19 protein-coding genes and 4 pseudogenes are annotated in these 23,833 nt (G+C 63.2%); 12 read left to right on the top strand and 11 right to left on the bottom strand.

From position 1 onward, the window contains the following. The first annotated feature begins 7 nt into the window (after positions 1–7). Complete coding sequence (locus ACVWW3_RS31365) at positions 8–763, top strand: outer membrane lipoprotein carrier protein LolA (protein ID WP_247352892.1); 756 nt, start codon at positions 8–10, stop codon at positions 761–763. Positions 764–894: 131 nt separating this feature from the next. Beyond that, positions 895–1,710 carry an exodeoxyribonuclease III gene (xth, locus tag ACVWW3_RS31360; RefSeq protein ID WP_456647615.1) on the top strand — a complete coding sequence of 272 codons (816 nt, stop codon included), beginning with the start codon at positions 895–897 and terminating at the stop codon, positions 1,708–1,710. Between the two features lie 54 nt (positions 1,711–1,764). Here the strand turns inward: xth and ACVWW3_RS31355 are convergent, their stop codons facing one another. Both ACVWW3_RS31355 and ACVWW3_RS31350 read right to left on the bottom strand, forming a co-directional pair. Further along, positions 1,765–2,208 (bottom strand): cyclic nucleotide-binding domain-containing protein, encoded by a 444-nt coding sequence (locus tag ACVWW3_RS31355; RefSeq protein ID WP_247447912.1) that lies wholly within the window; start codon positions 2,206–2,208, stop codon positions 1,765–1,767. Between the two features lie 58 nt (positions 2,209–2,266). Next, positions 2,267–2,953 (bottom strand): response regulator transcription factor, encoded by a 687-nt coding sequence (locus tag ACVWW3_RS31350; RefSeq protein ID WP_007598630.1) that lies wholly within the window; start codon positions 2,951–2,953, stop codon positions 2,267–2,269. Positions 2,954–3,188: 235 nt separating this feature from the next. Here ACVWW3_RS31350 and ACVWW3_RS31345 point away from each other — a divergent pair, with 235 nt between their 5' ends. Together ACVWW3_RS31345 and ACVWW3_RS31340 are read left to right on the top strand one after the other, a co-directional pair. Then, positions 3,189–3,725, top strand: coding sequence for a L,D-transpeptidase family protein (locus ACVWW3_RS31345; protein WP_456649714.1), 537 nt, complete (start codon positions 3,189–3,191; stop codon positions 3,723–3,725). Positions 3,726–3,731: 6 nt separating this feature from the next. Continuing rightward, positions 3,732–4,505, top strand: coding sequence for a 2-keto-4-pentenoate hydratase (locus ACVWW3_RS31340; protein WP_456647616.1), 774 nt, complete (start codon positions 3,732–3,734; stop codon positions 4,503–4,505). A gap of 34 nt (positions 4,506–4,539) precedes the next feature. On the opposite strand, the pseudogene ACVWW3_RS31335 reads toward ACVWW3_RS31340, so the two are convergent. Beyond that, positions 4,540–5,231 (bottom strand): annotated as a pseudogene (locus ACVWW3_RS31335) (YggS family pyridoxal phosphate-dependent enzyme). A 107-nt stretch (positions 5,232–5,338) separates the two neighbouring features. Here ACVWW3_RS31335 and ACVWW3_RS31330 point away from each other — a divergent pair. Next, complete coding sequence (locus tag ACVWW3_RS31330) at positions 5,339–7,036, top strand: sensor domain-containing diguanylate cyclase (RefSeq protein ID WP_456647618.1); 1,698 nt, start codon at positions 5,339–5,341, stop codon at positions 7,034–7,036. Between the two features lie 3 nt (positions 7,037–7,039). Here the strand turns inward: ACVWW3_RS31330 and ACVWW3_RS31325 are convergent. Then, positions 7,040–8,087: pseudogene (locus ACVWW3_RS31325) on the bottom strand (diguanylate cyclase). 192 nt (positions 8,088–8,279) lie between these two features. On the opposite strand from ACVWW3_RS31325, the pseudogene leuS reads away from it, so the two are divergent. The 3 genes and pseudogenes from leuS to holA all read left to right on the top strand — a co-directional run bounded on the left by leuS (position 8,280) and on the right by holA (position 12,520). Further along, positions 8,280–10,905, top strand: a pseudogene (gene leuS / locus ACVWW3_RS31320) (leucine--tRNA ligase). Then, positions 10,892–11,444 (top strand): annotated as a pseudogene (gene lptE / locus ACVWW3_RS31315) (LPS assembly lipoprotein LptE). The pseudogenes leuS and lptE overlap by 14 nt, the downstream one beginning before the upstream one ends. A 47-nt stretch (positions 11,445–11,491) precedes the next feature. After that, a complete protein-coding gene (holA, locus tag ACVWW3_RS31310; protein ID WP_456647621.1) occupies positions 11,492–12,520 on the top strand; it encodes a DNA polymerase III subunit delta in 1,029 nt (342 codons plus the stop codon). 272 nt (positions 12,521–12,792) lie between these two features. Here holA and ACVWW3_RS31305 read toward each other — a convergent pair whose 3' ends face one another. The 4 genes from ACVWW3_RS31305 to mnmG all read right to left on the bottom strand — a co-directional run bounded on the left by ACVWW3_RS31305 (position 12,793) and on the right by mnmG (position 17,374). After that, positions 12,793–13,677, bottom strand: a complete 885-nt coding sequence (locus ACVWW3_RS31305) for a ParB/RepB/Spo0J family partition protein (RefSeq protein WP_456647622.1) — start codon at positions 13,675–13,677, stop codon at positions 12,793–12,795. A 148-nt stretch (positions 13,678–13,825) separates the two neighbouring features. Further along, positions 13,826–14,680, bottom strand: a complete 855-nt coding sequence (locus ACVWW3_RS31300) for a ParA family protein (protein WP_247448231.1) — start codon at positions 14,678–14,680, stop codon at positions 13,826–13,828. A 30-nt stretch (positions 14,681–14,710) separates the two neighbouring features. Beyond that, positions 14,711–15,394 (bottom strand): 16S rRNA (guanine(527)-N(7))-methyltransferase RsmG, encoded by a 684-nt coding sequence (rsmG, locus tag ACVWW3_RS31295; RefSeq protein ID WP_456649715.1) that lies wholly within the window; start codon positions 15,392–15,394, stop codon positions 14,711–14,713. Positions 15,395–15,493: 99 nt separating this feature from the next. After that, complete coding sequence (gene mnmG / locus ACVWW3_RS31290; protein ID WP_456647623.1) at positions 15,494–17,374, bottom strand: tRNA uridine-5-carboxymethylaminomethyl(34) synthesis enzyme MnmG; 1,881 nt, start codon at positions 17,372–17,374, stop codon at positions 15,494–15,496. A gap of 65 nt (positions 17,375–17,439) precedes the next feature. Here mnmG and ACVWW3_RS31285 point away from each other — a divergent pair, with 65 nt between their 5' ends. Beyond that, positions 17,440–17,613 carry a hypothetical protein gene (locus ACVWW3_RS31285; protein ID WP_456647624.1) on the top strand — a complete coding sequence of 58 codons (174 nt, stop codon included), beginning with the start codon at positions 17,440–17,442 and terminating at the stop codon, positions 17,611–17,613. Positions 17,614–17,641: 28 nt separating this feature from the next. On the opposite strand, the gene mnmE is transcribed toward ACVWW3_RS31285, so the two are convergent. The 3 genes from mnmE to hemJ all read right to left on the bottom strand — a co-directional run bounded on the left by mnmE (position 17,642) and on the right by hemJ (position 21,264). Continuing rightward, a complete protein-coding gene (mnmE, locus tag ACVWW3_RS31280) occupies positions 17,642–19,000 on the bottom strand; it encodes a tRNA uridine-5-carboxymethylaminomethyl(34) synthesis GTPase MnmE (RefSeq protein WP_456647625.1) in 1,359 nt (452 codons plus the stop codon). 316 nt (positions 19,001–19,316) lie between these two features. Then, positions 19,317–20,582, bottom strand: a complete 1,266-nt coding sequence (gene rho / locus ACVWW3_RS31275) for a transcription termination factor Rho (RefSeq protein ID WP_456647626.1) — start codon at positions 20,580–20,582, stop codon at positions 19,317–19,319. 247 nt (positions 20,583–20,829) lie between these two features. Beyond that, the gene (hemJ, locus tag ACVWW3_RS31270) at positions 20,830–21,264 is read right to left on the bottom strand and encodes a protoporphyrinogen oxidase HemJ (RefSeq protein ID WP_354106396.1); all 435 of its coding nucleotides are present in this window, start codon (positions 21,262–21,264) and stop codon (positions 20,830–20,832) included. A gap of 456 nt (positions 21,265–21,720) precedes the next feature. Here hemJ and ACVWW3_RS31265 point away from each other — a divergent pair, with 456 nt between their 5' ends. The 3 genes from ACVWW3_RS31265 to coaE are packed head-to-tail and all read left to right on the top strand — an operon-like array spanning position 21,721 to position 23,805. Further along, positions 21,721–22,560, top strand: coding sequence for a pyruvate, water dikinase regulatory protein (locus tag ACVWW3_RS31265; RefSeq protein WP_354106397.1), 840 nt, complete (start codon positions 21,721–21,723; stop codon positions 22,558–22,560). Positions 22,561–22,579: 19 nt separating this feature from the next. Then, complete coding sequence (locus tag ACVWW3_RS31260) at positions 22,580–23,188, top strand: Maf family protein (RefSeq protein ID WP_456647627.1); 609 nt, start codon at positions 22,580–22,582, stop codon at positions 23,186–23,188. Positions 23,189–23,211: 23 nt separating this feature from the next. Beyond that, positions 23,212–23,805: a dephospho-CoA kinase gene (coaE, locus tag ACVWW3_RS31255; protein WP_247352576.1), complete on the top strand. Its 594-nt coding sequence runs from the start codon at positions 23,212–23,214 to the stop codon at positions 23,803–23,805. The last annotated feature ends 28 nt before the right edge of the window (positions 23,806–23,833 follow it).

The raw sequence follows: 23,833 nt of genomic DNA, 5'->3' as shown, positions 1-23,833 counted from the left end.
CGCGCGCATGGCCGGCGTGCTTCTCGTCACCGCCGCGATGGTGACCGCGACGTCGTTCGCGCAGACCGTTCCCGTGCCGAAGCCCGCGCCGAAGGGCCGCGATGGCGGTGCCACTGCCGGGGGCCCGTCGATCACCGGCGCGACTCAGACACCGCCGAATCCGGTGATTCCGGATCCGCGCCGCAACGTGCCGAGCAGCATCTTCCAGACCTTCGATGCCAATCAGAAGGCCCAGGCCGCCAAGGTCAGCGCCTACCTGTCGTCGTTGTCGACGCTGGTTGGGAATTTCGTTCAGGTCGGTCCCGACGGCAGCAAGACGCAAGGCGACTTCTACATCCAGAAGCCGGGCAAGGTGCGCTTCGAATATGACGCGCCGAGCCCGATCGACATCGTCGCCGACGGATCGTCGCTGGTGGTGCGCGACCGCAAGCTCGCGACGCAGGACGTCTATCCGCTGTCGCAGACGCCGCTGCGATTCCTGCTGTCCGACCGCATCGATCTGATGAAGGACACCAACGTCGTCAACGTCTCGGCCGACGACGTCTTCGTCAGCGTCACCATCGAGGAGAAGCAGGCGCTGGTCGGCACCAGCCGCCTGATGCTGATGTTCGGCGCCAAGGACGGCCAGCTCAAGCAATGGACCGTCACCGACCCGCAGGGCTACGACACCACGATCGCGGTCTACAATCTCGACACGAGCAAGAAGCTCGATCCCGGCATGTTCAAGATCGATTTTACCAATTACGGCCCCGCGCCGGGCTGAGACCTACTCGCTGCTCCGACGATCGTTATGCCCGGGCTTGTCCCGGGCATCCACGTTCTGGACCTACAAAAAGGCGTGGATGGCCGGGTCAAGCCCGGTCAGGGACGTATGGAGTTTGTTAGATCAATCTCATGCGTTTTTCCCTGACAACCTGGAACATCAATTCGGTGCGGCTGCGCATCGATCTGGTCGCGAAATTTCTCAAGAGCGCGCGACCGGACGTGCTGTGTCTCCAGGAAACCAAGTGCATCGATGACGCTTTTCCGTTGAAGCGCTTCAAGCGGCTCGGCTATGAGCACGTCGCGCTGAACGGGCAGAAGGGCTATCACGGCGTCGCCATCGTCTCGAGGATTCCGTTCGAGTCGAAGGACATCCGCACCTTCTGCGACAAGGTGGATTCACGCCACATCTCGGTGTCGTTCGGAGAGAAGGCCGGGATCGCAAAGCCCCTGGTGGTGCATAATTTCTACGTGCCCGCCGGCGGTGACATTCCCGATCCCGCGCTGAACGAGAAATTCGACCACAAGCTCCGCTTCCTCGACGAGATGAAGGCGTGCGAGCCGCTGCACCCGCGCGGCGAGGATCGCCACATCCTGGTCGGCGATCTCAACGTCGCGCCGCATGAGAACGACGTCTGGTCGCACAAGCAGCTTCTGAAAGTGGTCTCGCATACGCCTGTCGAAACCGAGAAGCTGCAAGCCGCGCTAGCCGCCGGCGAGTGGGTCGACGTCGCGCGCGAGCGCATTCCGATGTCGGAGAAGGTCTATACGTGGTGGAGCTACCGCTCCGCGGACTGGACCGTCGGCGACCGTGGCCGCAGGCTCGACCACATCTGGGTCTCGCGCGCGCTGAAGGATACGGTCAGCGATTTCAAGATTCTTCGCGATGCGCGGAGCTGGGAGCGGCCGTCGGACCATGTGCCGGTCACGGTGACGCTGGAGGTGTGATCTTGCAGCCCTGATGGAGCGCAGCGAAATCCGGGCTACGGATGCTTCTCAGGACTACGACGTCAGCTTCGCGCCCGCCATCAGGATATCGCTGGCGATCTGGCTGGAGCGAACCGCGAATTCGTCGCGAAGGCGGACGGCGGCGGCAGGGTCGCTTTCGAGCACGCGCTGAAACAGGCTGCGCGCGACGCGGATGACGGTGGCGTGCTCCAGTGCGATCGCGCTCGACGGCCGCTTCATCGGTACCACCAGCGCCAGCTCTCCGATCAGAGCACCGGGACCTGCGATCATTTCAGCGCCGGCACCGTCGTCGACCCGGAAGGCGCCGCGCTGGACCACGAAGCCGGCATCGGCATCGTCGCCGAGATTGAACAGGACGTCGCCGCGGACGAAGTCACGCTGCTCGGAGCCGATCGCCAGCATGCGCAACGAAGCGTCTCCCAACAGGCGCAGTGTCGGGACACGCTCGAGAAGCGCTACATCGTCGTCGATTGACATTCAGGTCCGAGGCTCAAAGGCACGCGATCTAAAACGATTCGCACGCCCCTGAAGCGTATCACGGCACCAGCTTGTAGCCACCGGCTTCCGTGACCAGGATCTCGGGGTTGGCGGCGTCCTTCTCGATCTTCTGGCGAAGGCGGTAGATGTGGGTTTCCAGCGTGTGGGTGGTGACGCCGGAATTGTAGCCCCAGACCTCCTGGAGCAGGGTCTCGCGCGAGACCGGCATCTGGCCGGCCCGGTAGAGGAAGCGGAGGATGGCGGTTTCCTTCTCCGTCAGCCGGACCTTGCGCGCATTGGCGGCGGTCAGCATCTTGGAGCCGGGCCGGAAAGAATAGGGGCCGACCGAGAACACCGCGTCCTCGCTGGCTTCGTGCTGGCGGAGCTGGGCGCGGATACGAGCCAACAGAACCGCGAAGCGGAAGGGTTTTGCGACATAGTCGTTGGCGCCGGATTCCAGCCCCAAAATCGTGTCGGAATCGGTGTCATGCCCGGTGAGCATGATGATCGGAGCCTTGAACCCGCCCTTGCGTAAGGAACGGACCACTTCACGGCCATCGGTGTCGGGCAAGCCAACATCCATCAGGACGAGATCGGGAGCATTGGCCTTCGCGGCGCTCGCGCCCTTGGCGCCGGTATCGACGGCGGAGGCTTCAAATTCCTCGTGCAGCGATAATTGCTCCACCAACGTATCGCGCAGATCGGTATCGTCATCCACGATCAGGATCTTGCGGGCATTGGCCATAGGGGGTCATCCTTTTGGGGTCCGGCGCGGCGCGCATCCATGCTGCACCCAGCCGAGAGGGAAGTTTAGGGGTCGCTGTTATTATTGTTGTTCGTGTTGAAGTAGTGGGCTGTTACCGATTCACAAGCCAGAACCACTCTAACCCAGAATAGCAGGGCGCTTCGATGAATGTCCTGTAATGAATTCGACATTGCACGTTCACATGAAAAACAAAGCTGCTTCAGCTAGTTACACCATGAACCGAGGCGCCGGACCATTGTCCGCGATCCGCATTAAGCCTGCGGCGGGGAATCCATGCCGGGGCTGGCTGACCGCGGGGGCGCTGACGATTCCGGTTGCGCTCGGGCGGGGCGGCATTCTGGCCAACAAGCGCGAGGGCGATGGCGGCACCCCGAGGGGCAGCTTCCGTCCCAGTCGCTTGTGGTGGCGGGGCGACCGGCACAGCCGCCCGCAGACTTTCTTGCCGGCGAGGAGCATCGGCGACACGGACGCCTGGTGCGAGGATCCCGGGGACCGTCATTACAATCAGGGAATCCGGCTCGGCGAGGGGCAGGGCGGTGACCGGCTCAAGCGGACCGACCATCTCTATGACTTCATCATCGAAATCGACCACAACACGAGGCCGCGCATCGCCGGCCGCGGCAGCGCGGTGTTCTTGCATCTGGCCCGCGACAATTTCGGCCCGACCGCAGGCTGCGTCGCGATGACCAAAGCGGCGATGCGACAATTGCTGCGGCGGCTGGGACCAAAAACAAAAATCATCATCGGGTGAGGATACATGCTCGACAGGGATCAGATCGCCGCCGCATCGCGCGTCCTCGTTCAACATTGGCGCGACGGCACCAAGCTTGACGCGCTGGAGCCACGGTTGCGGCCACAGAGCCGCGCTGAGGGCTACGCCGTGCAGGCTGCGCTCAGCGGGACATTGTTCGGCTGGAAGATCGCAGCAACGAGCGAGTCCGGACAAAAGCACATCAATGTCGCGGGACCGCTGGCCGGCCGCATCATGAGCGACACCGTGATCGCCGATGACGGCACGGCTGCGATGAAGGGCAACGCGATGCGCGTCGGCGAGCCTGAGTTCGCTTTCCGCATGGGACGCGATCTGCCGCCGCGCGCGGCGGCGTACACCGTCGACGAGGTGCTGGCCGCCGTGGACGGCTTGCATCCTGCAATCGAGATTCCCGATTCGCGCTTTGCCGATTTCGCAGGCGCCGGCGAGGCGCAGCTCATCGCCGACAATGCCTGCGCGCATCTGTTCGTGCTGGGTGCGGCGACCACTTCGAACTGGCGCGCCATGGATCTCGTCGAGGAGCGGCCGCAGATCACGCTACGCGGCGAGCGCTATCTCGGCCACGGCAAGAACGTGCTCGGCGATCCCCGAATCGCCCTGGTCTGGCTGGCCAACGAGCTGCGTGGCCTCGGCCTCACCTTGCGGGCAGGGGAGGTGGTGACCACGGGCACGTGCCATCCGCCGCTGCCGATCCAGGCCGGCGATCATTTTGCGGTGGATTTTGGGGTGCTGGGGAAGGTGTCGGTGGGGTTCGCATAGGCGCTACGCGCTCCGCCGTCGTCGCGGCTATAATTCAGCGGTGCCCGAAGATCGCGCTTCCCACACGCACATGCGTGGCGCCGAGCATGATGGCGGTCGCAAAATCCGCGCTCATGCCCATCGAGAGCTTGTTCAATCCATTGCGCGCGGCGATCTTGGCGGTCAGCGCGAAATGCGCCGCCGGCGGCTCGTCCACCGGCTTGGGATGCACATCAACCCGGAGATCCTCAGCCCGTAGGTGTCGCGGCAGCTCGCGATGAAGGCGTCGGCCTCCCCGGGGGCAATGCCGGCCTTCTGCGGCTCCTCGCCGATATTGATCTGGACGAACAGCTCCGGGTGCTTGTCCTGAGATTCGATTTCCTTGGCTAACGCTTGGCAAATGCTCGGACGGTCGACCGAATGGATGGCATCGAACAGCGCCACGGCCTCTTTCGCCTTGTTGGATTGCAGCGGCCCGATCAGATGCAACGCAATATCGGAGTAAACAGAAATTAACGCGGGCCACTTGCCCTTGGCCTCCTGCACGCGATTCTCACCGAATACGCGCTGTCCGGCATCGATGACCGGGGTAATTGCATCTGCTGCGAAAGTTTTCGAGACCGCGATCAGCGTCACGGAGGCACGTTCGCGCCGCGCATCCGCGCAGGCGCGCGCGATTTCGGCTTCGACCGCGGCGAGCGCGTTTGGTGAATCGCCGGTTACCGGCGCGGCGTTGGCTTCAGTCATGATGTCGCATGGGTTCTGGTTGTTGCGGAGCTAGTTCTAATTTTACCGAGTTCAAGAAAGAGTTTTTGAACCCTTCGCTTTACCTTGGCCGCGGGTGGGCAGCGAAGATGGCAAACGTCAGTTTCAACCGCAAACGAGCGAAACTCAAGCAGGTTCTCGGAATCCGGGCGCGGCTTGCGTTGCTCGCGGTAATTCTGGTGGCGCCCTTGATGTTCGAGCGCATCCGTTCGCTCGAAAACACGCGCACGAAGCAGATCGCGCAGGCCGCAGCTGAATTCACCAGCGTCGCAAGGCACAGCGCCGACGCCCAGCGCGAGGTGATCTCGTCAGTCGAGACCATCCTGAAATCTGAAGCCTTCATCCGCGCCTCCGCCGGCGGCATCAGCAAGAGCTGTGACGTGCTGCGCGCGAGCCTGCCGTCGAATCTTCCCTGGATCCGTACGCTTCTGATCGCCGGCCAGGACGGGCGCATTCAGTGCGCCACCAACAACATGTATGTCGGCCTCGATCTCAGTGACCGGCCGTACTTCCAGCAGGCACAGGAAACCGGCCGCTTCGTGCTGAGCGACTTCATCCTGTCGCGGCCGGTGCTGGCGCCGACCGTGATGGCGGTTTACCCGGTGTCCGCCTTCAGCGGCGTAGCCGATGCCGTCGTGCTTGCCACCGTCAACCTCGACTGGATGTCGAAGGTCATGAGCAATCTGGGGGGCCGCGCCGGCATCACCGCCGTCCTGGTCGACAGCGCCGGCACCGTGCTGGCGGCACCGGCCGACCAGCACAGCGCGGTCGGTCGTCCGCTCGACAACATGCCGCTGATGTCCGCGATCGCCGACAAGGCGCTGCGGTCGGACCAGGACGAGGGCGCATTGTCTTTCCTCGCCGCCGACGGCTCCCGCCGCGCGGTCAGTTATATCCGCATCGCCGGCACCAATGCCCGCCTGATCGCCAGCATCGACGAGGACAAGGTGTCTGCGGCCGTGAGCCGCGACATCCGCACCGCTTATCTCCAGCTCGCTTTCGTCGTCGTGTTCGTCCTGCTCGGCGCGCTGATCGCCGCCGAAAAGCTGGTGATCAAGCCGATCGAGATGCTGGCCGATATGGCCAAGCGCCTTGGCGAGGGCGATCTGTCGGCGCGCGCTGCGCGCAATCGTCTGCCGGCCGAGTTCGTGCCGCTGGCCCGCGCGCTCAACGCGATGGCCGCGCAGCTGAGCCAGCGCGAACGCGAGCTGATGGCGAGCAACGACCGGCTCACGGTGATGGCCTCGATCGACATGTTGTCGGGGCTCGCCAACCGCCGCGGCTTCCAGAGCCGGCTCGACTTCGAATGGATGCGCGCGCAGCAATATGGCAGCGAGCTCGCGCTTTTGATGATCGACGTCGACCATTTCAAACTGTTCAACGACACCTATGGTCATCTCGAAGGCGATTCTTGCCTGACCAGGCTCGGCGAGTCGCTGTCCGGCATCGCCGCCGACACGATGGGCTTCGCGGCCCGCTATGGCGGCGAGGAATTCTGCCTGTTGCTGCCGAACACCGACGCGGCGCGCGCCGTCGAAATCGGCGAGCAGGCCCGCGCGGCCGTATTGAAGCTGTGCCTGCCGCACATCACTTCCGCCCATATGATCGTCACCGTCTCGATCGGTGTTGCCGCGGCCAAGCCAAACGAGAGTCTGCGCCCCGGCGATTTGATCGAAGCCGCCGACGCCGCGCTCTACGCCGCCAAACACCGCGGCCGCAACAACGTCGTCGAGCACGGCATCACGGTGATCGACAACGGCGCTGCGGAAATGATGATGGCCGGTTGAGGGCTAACCCGCGGCCGCGGCGCGATCGAGCTCGATCTCCGTCACCACACGATTGCGGCCGCCGTTCTTGGCGCGATAGAGCGCGCGGTCGCAGCGCTCGATGAGGTCGGCGGTCGCCTCGCCGATCCGATACTGCGCCACGCCGATCGAAACCGTGATGTCAGGCAGGACCTCGCCGGTCGAGCGACGGGTGATCCTGGATTCCGCGATTGCTCGCCTGATTCGCTCGGCGACCTCGGCGCAGGCGGCCAGATCGGCATCCGGCAGCACCGCGATCAGCTCCTCGCCGCCGTAGCGCGCCGATAGATCCTGCTCGCGGACCTTTTCGCGCAACACCTTTGCCATCAGGCGCAGCACCTGGTCGCCGACGCCGTGGCCGAAACTGTCGTTGAAGGTCTTGAAGTGGTCGATGTCGAGCATCAGCACGCTGAGCGGCTCACCCCAGTCCGCAGTCGCCTGCGCCTTGCGCAGGAATTCATCGAGCGCCCGCCGGTTGGCAAGGCCAGTGAGCGTATCGGTCCGGGCACGCTCCTCGGATTTGGAGAGAGAGTCGCGGATCACGTCGAGCTCGCGGGTCTTTTCCGCAAAGCCCGCCTCGAGCCGAGTCGCGCGGGTGGCCGCGCGGCCCAACTCGTTCATGAGCTGGGCAACCAGTGCTTTGGGGTCGACACCCGGCGTTGCCCTGGTCGGCGACCTCGTTGATCGCTTGCATCTGGGAGTGATTGTCGGCAATCGCAGTCGCGAGAAAATCCTTCGCCGCACCCATCAGGCTATGCAGCCGCTCGGACGTGTCGACAACGACGGCGCTCACCCGGGGCGCGACGTAGGTCTCGAACAGATCCTGATTGGTCCTGACGTCGAAGGGCCGATTGTGATCAATCAGGAGATCGATCGCGTTGCGCAGATCGTCATGGGTTCCCGCGAAATATTGGAACCAGACGGCGAAATTGGTCGGCGTTGCGGGGATCCGCTGTTCGGCCATGCTCCGCATCGCCCGTCCGGCAATGGACGCGGCATAGTCGTAATCGGGATCGTCGAAGCTGGCGTCCATCACAAGTCTTGAGAGTTCTGGTCGGCCGCAAACTCGCATCGACCCCTTAATCACACCCCAACGCGGCCTCAGTAGTTATGCGGTGCAGCGCCGAAGGTTCCCAAATTGCGGCAACCCATTGACCCCTTGAGGACTTCTATGGCCTAGTCCGCCGTCTTTAGACGGCCGAACCCACGAAAACCCAACGATTCCATGACCTCCGAACGCTATAACGCCCGCGACTCCGAACCGCGCTGGCAAGCCGCCTGGGACCAGCAGGCGATCTTCGTCTCCAAGAACGACGATGCGCGGCCGAAATACTATGTGCTGGAGATGTTCCCCTACCCGTCGGGGCGCATCCATATCGGCCATGTCCGCAATTACACCCTCGGCGACGTGCTGGCCCGCTTCATGCGCGCCAAGGGTTTCAACGTGCTGCATCCGATGGGCTGGGACGCCTTCGGCCTGCCGGCCGAGAACGCCGCCATCGAGCGCAAGGTCGCGCCGAAGGCCTGGACTTACGACAACATCGCCGCGATGAAGAAGCAGCTCCGCTCGATCGGGCTGTCGCTGGACTGGAGCCGCGAGATCGCGACCTGCGATCCCAGCTACTACAAGCACCAGCAGAAGATGTTTCTGGACCTTCCTGCGCGAAGGCCTCGCCGAGCGCGAAAAGCGCAAGGTGAACTGGGACCCCGTCGACATGACCGTGCTCGCCAACGAGCAGGTGATCGACGGCAAAGGCTGGCGTTCGGGTGCCGTTGTCGAACAACGGGAAATGAGCCAGTGGGTCTTCAAGATCACGAAGTACTCGCAGGAGCTGCTGTCGGCACTGGATACGCTGGACCGCTGGCCCGACAAGGTGCGGCTGATGCAGCGCAACTGGATCGGCCGGTCGGAAGGCCTGTTGATCCGCTTCGCGCTCGATGCGGCGACGACGCCGGCCGGCGAGAGCGAGCTGAAGATTTTCACGACGCGCCCGGACACGTTGTTCGGCGCAAAATTCATGGCGATCTCGGCCGATCATCCGCTGGCGCAGGCCGCCGCGGCGAAGAATCCGAAACTTGCCGAGTTCATTGCCGAGATCAAGAAGATCGGCACCGCGCAGGAAGTCATCGACACCGCTGAGAAGCAGGGCTTTGACACCGGCATCCGTGCGGTCCACCCGTTCGATCCCTCCTGGAAGCTGCCGGTCTATGTCGCCAACTTCGTGCTGATGGAATACGGCACCGGCGCCATCTTCGGCTGCCCCGCGCATGACCAGCGCGATCTCGACTTCGTCAACAAGTACAGTCTCGGCAACATTCCGGTGGTGTGCCCCGAGGACCAGGATCCGAAATCGTTCGTCATCACCGACACCGCCTATGATGGTGACGGCCGCATGATCAATTCGCGCTTCCTCGACGGCATGACCATCGATCAGGCCAAGGACGACGTGGCGAAGCGTCTCGAAACCGAGCTGCGCGGCAACGCGCCGGTCGGCGAGCGCCAAGTGAACTTCCGCCTGCGTGACTGGGGCATTTCGCGCCAGCGCTACTGGGGCTGCCCGATTCCGATCATCCACTGCCCCAAATGCGATGTGGTGCCGGTGCCGGACGCCGACCTGCCCGTCATACTGCCTGATGATGCGACCTTCGACAAACCCGGCAACGCGCTCGATCATCATCCGACCTGGAAGCACGTGACCTGCCCGCAATGCGGCGGCAAGGCGCAACGCGAAACCGACACCATGGACACTTTCGTGGATTCGTCCTGGTACTTTGCGCGCTTCACCGATCCCTGGAACGAGAACGCGCCGACGACGCCAGAGGTCGCCAACCGGATGCTGCCGGTCGACCAATATATCGGCGGCGTCGAGCACGCGATCCTGCATCTGCTCTACAGCCGCTTCTTCACGCGTGCGATGAAGGCGACCGGGCACATTGCGCTGGACGAGCCGTTCGCCGGCATGTTCACGCAGGGCATGGTGGTGCACGAGACCTATCAGAAGGCCGACGGCACCTATGTGCAACCGGTCGAGGTCAAGGTCGAGACCGGCGCCAACGGCCGCCGCGCGACGCTGCTGACGTCAGGCGAAGACATCCAGATCGGCCCGATCGAGAAGATGTCGAAGTCGAAGAAGAACACGGTCGACCCCGACGACATCATCGAGAGCTACGGCGCCGACGTCGCCCGCTGGTTCATGCTGTCGGACTCCCCGCCCGACCGCGACGTGATCTGGAGCGACGAGCGCGTCCAGGGCGCCTCGCGCTTCCTGCAGCGGCTGTGGCGGCTGGTGAACGACTCCATGGAACTGGGCAAGACCGCGCCGGCGGCTCGCCCGGCCAGCTTCGGCCCGGACGCCACCGCCTTGCGCAAGGCCGCCCATGGCGCGCTGGACAAGGTCACCACCGGAATCGAGCGGCTGCACTTCAACGTCTGCCTCGCCCATATCCGCGAATTCGCCAATACGTTTTCGGAAGTATTGCAGCGCCCCGGCCAGCCCACCCCCGACCTCGTCTGGGCGATCCGGGAGGCCAGCCAGATCCTGGTCCAGCTGTTCTCCCCGATGATGCCGCACCTGGCCGAGGAGTGTTGGCAGATTCTGGGCCACAGCGGGCTGGTTTCCGAGGCCAATTGGCCCCAAATCGAACGCGATTTGCTGATTGAAGACAGCGTGACCCTGGTGGTCCAGGTCAACGGCAAGAAGCGGGGCGAGGTCACAGTTGCAACAGCGGCCGAGAATCCGGAAATCGAGGCTGCCGTTTTGGCCCTCGATGCGGTAAAACTGGCTCTGGACGGCAAGCCCGTCCGCAAGGTGATTATCGTCCCCAAGAGGATCGTGAATGTTGTCGGCTAGGATCCGCATCGCAGCCCGCTTGCTGGCGGTTGCCGCCCTGGCGGCCCTGACGGCCGGCTGCTTCCAGCCGATGTACGCCGAGCGCACCGACGGCACCCCCGGCCTGCGCGAGAAGCTGATGGGGGTCGATCTGCCCCCGATCGCCAAAGCGAATGCCTCCCGCGAGGCCCGCGTCGGCGTCGAGGTCCGCAACGCGCTGGCCTTTAAGCTCTATGGCACCGCCACCGGCATGCCGCCGACCCACCGCCTTGAGATCCGCTTCTCAAGCAGCAAGTCGTCGCTGATCGTCGATGCCAATACCGGGCCTGCCGAGCAGCGAAAACTACGGCCTCGACGCCCAGTACAATTTGATCGAGGTCGTCAGCGGGAAGTCGGTGATGACCGGCACCACGTTCTCGCGCGTGTCCTACGACATGCCCGGCTCCTATCAGCGCTTCAGCCGCAACCGCGCGGTACGTGATGCCGAGGATCGCGCCGCCAACGAGATCGCCGAGAACATCACGACGCGCCTCGCCTCGTTCTTCACCGCGGGCACTTAATTCATCCCGTCATTCCGGGGCACCCGGAACGACGAACCTCAGGCAACATGGTCGCGCTGCGCGGAAAAGAGATCGACGCCTTTCTCGCCCGCCCCGATGCGGGCCGTCCGATCATCCTGCTCTATGGTCCCGATGCCGGCCTCGTGCGCGAACGCGCCGATGCGCTGATCGCCTCGGCTGTCGACGATCCCAACGATCCCTTCTCGCTGGTCAAGCTCGATGGCGACGAGCTCTCCGCCGAGCCGTCGCGGCTCGTGGACGAAGCGATGACGGTGCCGCTGTTCGGCGGCCGCCGCGCCATCCGCATCCGCGCCGGCTCGCGAAGCTTTGCCAGCGGCATCGATACGCTGGCGGAGATGGGCGTGAAGGATTGCCGCATCGTGATCGAGGCCGGCGAGCTGCGCCCGGAATCGCCACTGCGCAAGGCCTGCGAGCGTGCCAAGACGGCCGTCGCGATGGCCTGCTATCCCGACACCGAGCGCGACCTAGCCAAGTTGATGGAAGACGAGCTCCGCATCGCCAATCTGCGCATCGCGCAGGACGCCCGCGCGGCGCTGATGTCGTTCCTCGGCGGCGACCGCCAGGCCTCGCGCAACGAGCTGCGCAAGCTCACGCTCTATGCCCATGGCAAGGGCGAGATCACGCTGGACGACGTGATGGCCGTCGTCGCCGATGCGTCGGAGCTGAAACTCGATCCGATCGTCGACGGCGCCTTCGCCGGCCGGCCCGAGATCGTCGAGAACGAGTTCGCCAAAGCCATGATCGCCGGCACCTATCCCGGCGTGATCATCTCTGCGGCGCTGCGTCAGGCGGCGTGGCTGCACAAATCGGCGCTCGCAATCGCCGACGGCACGCCCGCTTCCGCGGTGCTCGACAGCGGCTATCCGCGCCTGCATTTTTCACGAAAGCCCGCGGTCGAAACCGCGCTGCGCAATTTCAGCGTGGCGCGGCTCGCCGCCATCATCGAGCAGCTCGCGACCGCTGCGCTCGACACCCGCAAGCAATCCACCCTCGCCGCCGCCATCGCCCAGCGCACGCTGATGTCGATCGCCGCGAACGCGAAGCGGCGGGGCTGAACTTCCGTTCTCTCCGCGCGTCATTGCGAGAGTGTCTCTCTCTCCCCTCGTCATTGCGAGGAGCGCAAGCGACGAAGCAATCCAGAGTCTCTCCGCAGAAAGATTCTGGATTGCTTTGCTGCGCTCGCAATGACGTGTGGATGGGCGTTAATTCCTCATCCTGAGGAGCGCGCTCTTGCGCGCGTCTCGAAGGATGAAGGCCCGGGCCCTTGCCCTTCGAGACGCTGCTTCGCAGCTCCTCAGGGTGAGGGTAAGAGAGTACGAATGACGGCCTACAGCGCGCCCTTCGCCAGCCGCCGCATTACCTCGTCGAGCTGGTCGAGATTGCGATAATTGATCTGGACCGAGCCGCCGGGGTCGCGGTGGCTCACCGTGACCTTGAGGCCGAGCGCGTCGCTGACGCGCTTCTCCAGGTCGACCGTGTCGGGGTCCTTTTCCTTCGCCCCCGTGCGCGCCTTCTGCGGCTTGCGTTCCGGCACGCCCTCTTCATGCGCCAGCGCTTCGGTCTGGCGGACGTTGAGGCCCTCTTCGACGATGCGCTTGGCAGCCGCGAGCGGATCGGGCACGCCGATCAGCGCACGGGCGTGACCTGCGGTCAGCTCGCCGCTCGTGATCAAGGCTTGCACCTGGTCGGGCAGCTTCGTCAGCCGCATCATGTTGGCGATGTGGCTGCGGCTCTTGCCGACGACTTTGGCGATGTCGTCCTGGCTGCGTTTGAACTCGTTGGCGAGCGCGTGATACCCGAGCGCTTCTTCCATCGGGTTGAGGTCTTCGCGCTGCACGTTCTCGACGATCGCGAACTCCAGCGCATCGCTGTCGCTGATGTCGACGGGGACGATCGGCACTTCGTGCAGGCCGGCCATCTGCGAGGCACGCCAACGCCGTTCGCCCGCGATGATCTCGAAGCGGTCCTGCCCGCCCTTCACCGGACGCACCACGATCGGCTGGATCACGCCATGCTGCTTGATGGAGTCAGAGAGCTCCTTGAGCTCGGCCTCCGAAAAAGCGCGGCGCGGGTTGCGCGGATTGGGTTTGATGAATTCGATCGGCACCTTGCGCTGCGCGCGCGGGCGGTCGACATGCTGAGCCTCGCCGCCGACGTCCCCGATCAGACTCGCAAGACCCCGGCCCAATCGCGAACGCGCTTCGTCGGCCATCGTCAGCTCCCTTGGATTCACTTGAGCGCACTCCAGAACTGAATTCTCGAAACTTGTAGGATGGGTAGAGCGAAGCGAAACCCATCGCTGTTGGCGCGTTCGATGATGGGTTTCGCTGCGCTCTACCCATCCTACGAATTAGCGCACCTCAATGCGTCGTCCGCAGCTCGCGCTCGCGCTGGATCACTTCGGTGGCGAGCCGCAAGTAAGCTTCGCTGCCGACGCATTTGAGATCGTAGACCAGCACCGGCTTGCCATAGGACGGCGCCTCCGAGATGCGCACGTTGCGCGGGATCATGGTCTTGTAGACCTTTTCGCCCATGAACTGCCGGACGTCGGCAACGACCTGGTTCGAGAGGTTGTTGCGCGAGTCGAACATGGTCAGCACGATGCCGTGGATCGACAGGTTCGGATTGAGCGTCGAGCGCACCTGCTCCACCGTCTGCAGCAATTGCGACAGACCTTCGAGCGCGAAGAACTCGCACTGCAGCGGCACCAGGATCGCGTCGGAAGCCGCCATCGCGTTCACGGTGATCAAGTTGAGCGAGGGTGGACAGTCGATCAGCACGTAGGTGTAATCGGCGTCGGGCGAGACGTTGTTGTTGAGCGTGCTGATCGCGTCACGCAGCTTGTAGGCACGACCGGGCGTGGTGCCGAGCTCGAGCTCGAGGCCGGAGAGATCCATGGTCGAGGGCGCGATATGCAGCCGCGGCACGGCAGTCGACACCACCGCTTCTCGCAGGCTCGCCTCGCCCACCAGAACGTCATAGGTCGAGCAGGAGCGGTTGCGGCGATCGATGCCGAGGCCGGTCGAGGCGTTGCCCTGCGGATCGAGATCGACGATCAGGACGCGTTCGCCAATCGCCGCGAGCGCCGTGCCGAGATTGATCGCCGTGGTTGTCTTTCCCACGCCGCCCTTCTGATTCGCCAGCGCCAGGATGCGCGGATGGCCCTGGGGGACGGCGGCGGTCTGTTCCTGCTGCGGTTCGTCAATCACGCTCATCGCAAATTCCCCACTCGACCCCTGAACGCCTCACCTGCGCCGTTCGGCGGAAGCCAGCTCGACGATCCAACCGTCACCTGTCCGGCTTTGGTGGAGCTGCGGCTGAATATTCCAATATTTAGTGGCTTTGGTCAATTCAGACTCTACATCTTGACCCTTGAGAAACAACGCTTTTGCGCCCTGGCGCATCAGCGGCTCCGCAAAGCCGATGAGCTGGTGTAGCGGAGCCAGCGCACGCGCGGTGACGCAATCGACCGGGCCGGTGATTCTATCCACATTATCCCCGATCTCGGCGAGATGTACGACTCCCGGAGATGTCGTGACGCGAATAGCTTCGCGCAGGAAGGCCGCCTTCTTGGCGGTTCGCTCGACCAGATGGACGCTCGCCTCGGCGGTCCCCGCCATGGCGCAGGCGAGGACGACCCCAGGAAAACCGCCGCCGCTGCCGAGGTCGGCCCAGCGTTTGGCCGACGGCGCGAGCGCCACGAGCTGAAGCGAGTCGGCGATGTGCCGGGTCCAGAGATGCGGCAAGGTCGAGGGCGCGACGAGGTTGGTCTTGGCTTGCCATTCCCGGAGCAGTGCGATGTAGCGATCGAGCCGGGCTTCCGTTTCATGTGAAACGGGCGCGAGCTTGAGCGCCGCGATCTTGTCGGCAGCGACGATGGAGTCCAGCGACTGATCGTTGGCGCTGGCCTTGTCGAGCTTCGGCGTGATCGGCGCCGGTTCGGAGCGAAGACCAGTGCCCTCGCCCGCCGAGGGTTTTCCTGATGACGATCTACCGCCGCCCGGCCCGCGTTGTTTCACGTGAAACGCCTATGCGATTGCTTTGGAAGCCTTCCGCGCCTCACGGCGAAGATAGGCGGCGAGGATGCCGAGCGCCGCCGGAGTCATGCCGTCGATCCGGCCGGCCTGGCCGACGGTGAACGGCCGCGCCTTCTCCAGCTTGGCCCGGACCTCATTGGAAAGACCGGGGACCTGCTGGTAATCGACGTCCGACAGCACCATCCCCTCATCCCGCCTGAAGGCTTCGACGTCCGCGCTCTGGCGCTCCAGATAGACATCGTACTTGGCATCGATCTCGAGATGGGTCGCAATGACGGGATCAATGGCAGAGAGCGGCGGCCAGATCGCGCGGACCTGGCTCCAGCCGATGTCGGCATACGCCATCAGCTCGAAGGCCGATCGACGCTGGCCATCCCGGTTCAGGGACAGCCCGTGCTTGATGGCTTCGTTTGGGGTGATCGTCAGTGACTTCGATAGCACTCGTGCCGCATTCAGAGCGTCCATCTTGGCCCGATGATGCAGCGTCCGGGCACTGCCAACGCATCCCAAGGCGATGCCCTTCTCGGTCAAACGCTGATCGGCATTGTCGGCGCGCAGCGTCAGCCGGTACTCGGCCCTTGAGGTGAACATCCGATAGGGCTCGCTGATGCCGCGGGTGACGAGGTCGTCGATCATCACACCGAGATAGCCATCGGCACGATCGAACACCGTCAGTTCGGCGCCGCTGGCGGCCAGCGCCGCATTCAGCCCAGCCACGATGCCCTGGCCGGCGGCTTCCTCGTAGCCGGTCGTGCCGTTGATCTGCCCGGCCAGGAATAGACCGCGAAGTCGCTTGGTCTGGAGGGTCGGATCCAGCTCCCGGGGATCGACGTGGTCGTATTCGATGGCATAGCCCGGCCGGACCATCTTCACCCGCTCCAGGCCGGGAATGGTTGCGAGGATGGCGAGCTGGACCTCCCCCGGCAGCGAAGTCGAGATGCCGTTGGGATAGACAGTGCTGTCGTCGAGCCCTTCAGGCTCCAGGAATATCTGGTGACCGTCGCGATCGCCGAAGCGAACGATCTTGTCCTCGATCGAGGGGCAATAGCGCGGTCCGGAGCTCTTGATCTGGCCGGAGTACATCGGGGAGCGATGGACATTGGCCCGGATCACCTCGTGGGTCGCGGGTGTGGTCCGGGTGATCCCGCACTGGATCTGCGGCGTCGTGATCCGCTCGGTCATCACCGAAAACGGCTCCGGAGGCTCGTCGCCCGGCTGCATCTCGACGGCAGACCAGTCGATCGTCGTGCCATCCAGACGCGGCGGAGTCCCCGTCTTGAGCCGTCCAAGGGTGAACCCGGCTCGCTCGAAGGAGGTCGAAAGGCCCATCGCAGGAGCCTCGCCAACCCGGCCGGCCGGCCAGTTCTTCTCACCGAGATGGATCAGGCCGCGGAGGAAGGTGCCGGTGGTGACCACCACGGCCCCTGCCCGAAGTTCGCGCCCATCCGCTAGACGCAAGCCGGTCACGCGGCCCTCGATCACGATCAGCTCGTCCGCCTCGCCCTCGACAACGGAAAGACCCTCGGTCTCCCGGATCGCCGTCTGCATCGCGGCGGCATAGAGCTTTCGGTCGGCCTGCGCGCGCGGTCCACGGACAGCCGGCCCCTTGCGACGGTTGAGAACACGGAACTGGATTCCGCCGGCATCGCCGACCCGACCCATCAGACCATCGAGTGCATCGACCTCACGAACCAGATGACCCTTGCCGAGACCGCCGATGGCGGGATTGCAGGACATCGCACCGACCGTGGAGAATCGATGCGTCACCAGAGCGGTCGCTGCGCCCATGCGGGCAGAAGCAGCCGCGGCCTCACAGCCGGCATGACCGCCGCCAATCACGATGACGTCGAAGCTCTCTCGCTCTGTTCGCATAGGCGGACTTTTAGCTCAGTGGCGCACAAGCCGGAAGTGCAAACTGGTTGAGGCGGTGGTTTCACGTGAAACAGGATCCCGTCTCGGCAAAGCACTTTCGTAAAAACAACCCCATGCACCGTAGCCATGACCTTGTATTACCTGCTGGTTTCGGTGCAATAAAAAAGGAACTATTTCATGTGAAACAACAAAGGAACCGCGCCGGCATGTTTCACGTGAAACAGCAAGAAGTGGAATAAGAGCTAGTCCTACAATGAAGAACTAGCGCTACTTTCCGATACAGAACTTCTGGAAAATCGCCCCGAGGACATCCTCGACGTCCACCCGACCCAACAGCCGGCCCAAGGCATAGGCGGCAGCACGCAGTTCTTCGGCGGCAAGCTCCTCGCCCTCTTCTATAAGCTCCAGACTCCGGCGCAAGCTGTCCGATGCCCGACCTAACAGATCCCGCTGGCGGGCCCGGGTCACTAAGACGCCCTCGGTCGTTCCGAAGAAGTCCGCGGCGAATTTCACGAGGGCATCGACCAGCTCGGGAATGCCGTCGCCTCGGCTCGCTGAGATTCCGAACTCGCCGCGCGGCCTGGCGTCCTTGACCCCGCTGAGATCGATCTTGTTGCGCACGATCCAGACCGAGCCGCTGGAGGGACTGCTCCCGCTGCCGGACTTCCCCAGCGACCCCATCGCGTCCGGATCGACAGCGCTGCCACCCTCCACCAGCCACAACACGAGGTCGGCGTCTTCGGCCCGCGCTTGCGCCCGGCGGACACCCTCCTGCTCGACCGGATCATCGGTCTCGCGAATGCCGGCGGTGTCGATCACCGTGACGGGATAGCCGTCGAGATCGAGCTGCACTTCAATCACATCACGTGTCGTGCCGGCATGCGGCGAGACGATCGCGACGTCGCGGCGCGCGAGCTGGTTGATGAGTGTCGACTTGCCGACATTCGGCTCGCCCGCAATCGCAACCACCAGACCGTCGCGCAGACGTTCAGCTTGTCCCTGTGCCGCAAGGACTTCTGCGACTTCGCCGTGCAGGGCCCTGATCGCCTTGACCGCAGGCGCCCTCAACTCGGCGGGCACATCGCCCTCGTCGGAGAAATCGATGCCGGCCTCGATCAAGGCCGAGGCCTCGATGATGCGCTCACGCCAGTCGCGCGCGCGATTGCCGAGCAGGCCCCGCAGCTGCCGTAGCGCCTGGCGGCGCTGGCGGTCGGTGTCGGCATGAATGAGATCGTCGAGGCCCTCCGCCTCGGTCAGATCGAGCTTGCCGTTCTCGAACGCGCGCCGCGTGAACTCGCCGGGCTCTGAGGCGCGCATGTTCGGAATTACGGAAATAGCGGCGAGGAGTGCGGCCAGCACCGCGCGGCCGCCATGGACGTGAAATTCGGCGACGTCCTCGCCGGTCGCGCTGGCCGGCCCCGAAAACCACAGCACCACCGCGTCGTCGATCGGCTGGCCCGCGCCGTCACGAAGCAACCGGCGGCTGGCCTGCCGCGGCTTTGTCAGTTTACCTGCCAACGTTGTCAGCGCCAGGCTGGCGCCGGGCCCGGAGACGCGCACCACCGCGAGCGCGCTCGGCGGGCGGCCGGACGACAATGCAAAGATGGTCTGGTCTCGCGGATGCATGGCCTATTTGTCCGGCTGATGGGGAAAAGGCAAACGTCAGTTTCGGGCGACGCATCGGGTGGTTTTGCTGCACCAATTCCCGCAGCAAAATCCATATTGCGATGCAATATGTCCGGGACGAGGTTTGCTGTAAAATTGCTCGCCGCCGATTAAAGTGGCATTCCAGAATTCTATGATTACTAAAATAATATCAAAGACTTATGATAAAATCGGGTTAAGCCGAAAATGCCCAACCATGCTGCACCTTCGCTGCAACAAAGCCGCACAAAAGAAAAGGGCGCCCGGAGGCGCCCTCTGATTCCACGCTGCACCTGGCTCAGGTGTTCATCGAGTCGAAGAACTCGGAATTGCTCTTGGTCGAGCGCAGCTTGTCGAGCAGGAAGTCGATGCCGTCCATCGTACCCATCGGGTTCAGGATGCGCCGGAGCACGTACATCTTCTTCAGGACCAGTGGATCGGTGATCAACTCTTCCTTGCGGGTGCCGGAGCGGGAAATGTCGATCGCCGGGAAGGTCCGCTTGTCCGAGACCTTGCGGTCGAGGATCAGTTCCGAGTTACCGGTGCCCTTGAACTCTTCGAAGATGACTTCGTCCATGCGGCTGCCGGTATCGACCAGCGCGGTCGCGATGATCGTCAGCGAGCCGCCCTCCTCGATGTTGCGGGCGGCACCGAAGAAGCGCTTGGGGCGTTGCAGCGCGTTGGCGTCGACACCGCCGGTCAGCACCTTGCCGGATGACGGCACCACGGTGTTGTAGGCGCGCCCGAGGCGCGTGATCGAATCGAGCAGGATCACGACATCGCGGCCATGCTCGACCAGGCGCTTGGCCTTCTCGATCACCATCTCGGCGACCTGGACGTGGCGCACCGCCGGCTCGTCGAAGGTCGAGGAGACGACCTCGCCCTTCACCGAGCGCTGCATGTCCGTGACTTCTTCCGGACGTTCGTCGATCAAGAGCACGATCAGATAGCACTCAGGATGATTATGCGCGATCGAATGCGCGATGTTCTGCATCAGCACGGTTTTACCGGTGCGCGGCGGCGCGACGATCAGCGCGCGCTGGCCCTTGCCGATCGGCGCGACGATGTCGATCACCCTTGCAGATAGGTCTTTCCGCGTCGGATCCTCGATTTCCATGCGGAAACGCTGATTCGGAAACAGCGGCGTGAGGTTGTCGAAATTGACCTTGTGCTTGGCCTTTTCCGGGTCCTCGAAATTGAGCGTGTTGACCTTCAGCAGCGCAAAGTAGCGCTCGCCCTCTTTCGGGCTGCGGATGTGCCCTTCGATGGTGTCGCCGGTGCGCAGGCCAAAACGGCGGATCTGCGAGGGCGAAACGTAGATGTCGTCCGGGCCCGGTAGATAATTCGCATCGGGCGAGCGCAGGAAGCCGAAGCCGTCGGAGAGAACCTCGACGACGCCTTCGCCGACGATGTCGGTCTCCGCGATCGCAAGCTGCTTGAGGATGGCAAACAGCAGCTCCTGCTTGCGCATGGTGCTGGCATTCTCGACCCCGTTCTCTTCCGCAAACGAGACAAGCTCGGCCGGCGTCTTCGACTTGAGGTCCTGGAGTTTAATTTCCCGCATTGGGGTGGTCCTGTGGGGTAACCTGGGGAGGGGGTGCGAGGAGGCTCTGAAATGCGGACGCGAGAATGTAAGGTCCGCAGGTCTGGCAAGGAGAGCGCCGGTGAGGCTTCAAACCTGATGGGGTGTCCGGCTTTTGGAAAGCTCAGACACGACCACATCCGCCTGCGTTGGGTGGGATATCACTAATATAGAAAATCGGCTCACACTCCGCAAGCCGAAGCACTGAGCGATCGTTCGCGATCCTTGCCTAGAACGGCTTCACGATCACCATGATGACGATCAAAATCATCAAGGCGGTTGGTACCTCATTGATAATTCGGTAGAATTTCTGGCTTCGTGGGCGCCGGTCCGCGGCGAAATCCTTCAACCATCGCGAAAAAAAGCCGTGGACCGCGGACATCGCCAGGACCAGCGCCAGTTTTACGTGCAGCCAGCCGAAGGTGAACCAATGGCCGGCCCAGGCGAGATAGAGCCCGGCGAGCCAGGTGACGATCATGGCGGGATTGATGATCGCCTTGAACAGGCGCCGTTCCATGATCTTGAACGTTTCCGACTGCTTCGAGCCGACCTCGGCTTCGCAATGATAAACGAACAGCCTTGGCAGGTAGAGCATGCCCGCCATCCACGAGATGACGGCGATCACATGCAGTGCCTTGATCCAGAGATAGACGTCTTCGAACATTTTTCTGCGTCCGGATTTCTGCCGAGGCAAGGGAACTGGGGATAGTAAGAACCCGTTAAGGTCTTGCCTGCACACTTATCCGTCCGTAGCGCCCTTCTCCAATAAGAATCTTAGATTCTTAAGGTTTGAGTCTATGTGACGGTGAATTGGACTCACACAATTCAGTCCGCCCGTTGCCACGCGCTTATTCACATCCATCAACATATACCCGATCGCTCTGGTCGCTTTCGATAAGTCGACCAGCTTCAAAGGCTTGCGCGTTTCTGTCGGCAGCTTATCAAGGGGGTTATCGGCGTAATCCCGTTTCCCTTTCGGCAGGGCGTCGAACTTGTTCTCAGGGGCAGTGGTGTGAAGAAAGTTGGCGGTTATCCCGCCCCTGCTGTCGCACATCCGTTTCCGAGCGGTTAAGCTCCACAGAAATCCACAAACCACACCGCCTTCATACAAAGAGCTTTTGTGCCGACCTCGAACAATTATTTCCATCTGCACCTCGTCTCCGACTCCACCGGTGAGACGCTGATCACGGTCGCACGCGCCGTTGCCGCCCAGTACGCCAACGTTACCCCGGTCGAGCATGTCTATCCGCTGGTGCGCAGCCAGAAACAGCTCGATCGTGTACTCGACGAGATCGAGGAAGCGCCGGGAATCGTGCTGTTCACGCTGCTCGAGAAGGACCTGGTTTCCAGGCTCGAGGACAAGTGCAAGGGGATCAATGTTCCGAGCCTGTCGATCATCGGCCCGGTGATGCAATTGTTCGAGGCGTATCTCGGAGCTGCCACGACCGGCCGGGTCGGCGCCCAGCACGTGCTCAATGCCGAATACTTCAAGCGCATTGACGCGCTGAACTACACCATGATCCATGATGACGGTCAGCATGTCGAAGGGCTCGACGATGCGGACGTGGTGCTTGTCGGTGTCTCCCGCACCTCCAAGACTCCGACGTCGATCTACCTTGCCAATCGCGGCATCCGCACTGCCAACGTGCCGCTGGTTCCGGGCATTCCGGTTCCCTTGCAATTGGAAACGTTAACGCGACCGCTGGTCGTGAGCTTGCATGCGACGCCGGAACGCTTGATTCAGGTGCGCCAGAACCGCCTGCTTTCGATGGGCGCCGATTCCAGCAGCGACACCTATATCGACAGGCAGTCAGTCGCGGAGGAGGTCGCATTCGCCCGCAAGCTGAGCGCCAAGCACGATTGGCCGCTGCTCGACGTCACGCGGCGCTCGATTGAGGAAACTGCCGCGGCGATCATGAAGCTCTATAGCGATCGCCAGCGTAACCGGCCTTCTCAATAGTCTTGGGATTAATCTTGCGATGGGTCTGTGGCTCGGCAAATCTTCGTTGATCCTGGCCTCGCAGAGCAGCGCGCGAAAGATGCTGCTGGCCAATGCCGGGCTCGAGTTCAAGGCCATCACGGCTGATATCGACGAGCGCGGTATCCAGGCTGCCTCGGGGCTTTCGAGTCCGGGCGAGATCGCCCTGCTGCTGGCGCGCGAAAAGGCCACGGCAGTCTCGGCCAATCATGCAGGAAGCATCGTCATCGGTGCGGATCAAACGCTGGCCCTTGGCGATCGCCTGTTCAACAAGCCTGCGGGCCGCTCCCAGGCGCTGGCGCAATTGCGCGATCTCTCCGGCAAGTGCCACGAGTTGAATTCCGCCGTGGCGATAGCACGCGATGGCGAGATCATCTTCGAGGACGTCTCGGTCGCCCGCCTGTCCATGCGGCAAATGACCAAGGCTGAGCTTTCGGCCTATCTCGACGTCGCCGGCGATGCAGTCGCCACCAGCGTCGGCGGCTACCAGCTCGAAAGCCTGGGTATCCATTTGTTCGAGCGTATCGAGGGCGACCACTTCACCATTCTCGGCCTGCCGCTGCTGCCGCTGCTTGCGTTCCTGCGGCGCGAGCGGCTAGTTGCGATGTGAATGGCAGATATGGCTGGGCACTGATGCGAATCCTGGGACTGACCGGCTCGATCGGGATGGGCAAATCCACCACCGCGAAATTATTCGAGGAGGCCGGCGTCCCTGTCTACGATGCCGATGCGGCCGTGCATCAGCTCTATGAGGGCGAAGCTGCGCCCGCGATCGAGGCCGCCTTCCCCGGCACCACCGCGAACGGCAAGGTCGATCGGCCGAAACTGTCGGCGCGTGTGGTGCACGATCCCGCCGCCATCAAGCAGCTCGAGAAGATCGTCCATCCGATGCTCGGCGCTTCCCGAAACAAATTCTTCGCCGACGCCGCTGACGCGCCGGTCGTGGTGCTGGACATTCCGCTGCTGTTCGAGACGGGCGGCGAGACGCGGGTCGATGCCGTGGTCGTCGTGACGACGTCTCCGGAACTCCAGCGCGAGCGGGTACTGGCGCGCGGCACGATGGACGAGGCCAAGCTCGACGCCATTATCGCCAAGCAGACGCCCGACGCGGAAAAGCGCAAGCGTGCCGATTTCGTGGTGGATACCTCACACGGACTCGAACCGGTGCGCGCCCAAATCGCGCACATCCTCGCCGAGGTCGTTAAGATGCCGCAGCGGCGAGCCTGATTCGCCGCCTTACACGGCTTCCTGAATC

Source organism: Bradyrhizobium sp. LM2.9 (assembly GCF_054056555.1).
This window is presented reverse-complemented; position numbering and strand designations above follow the sequence as displayed.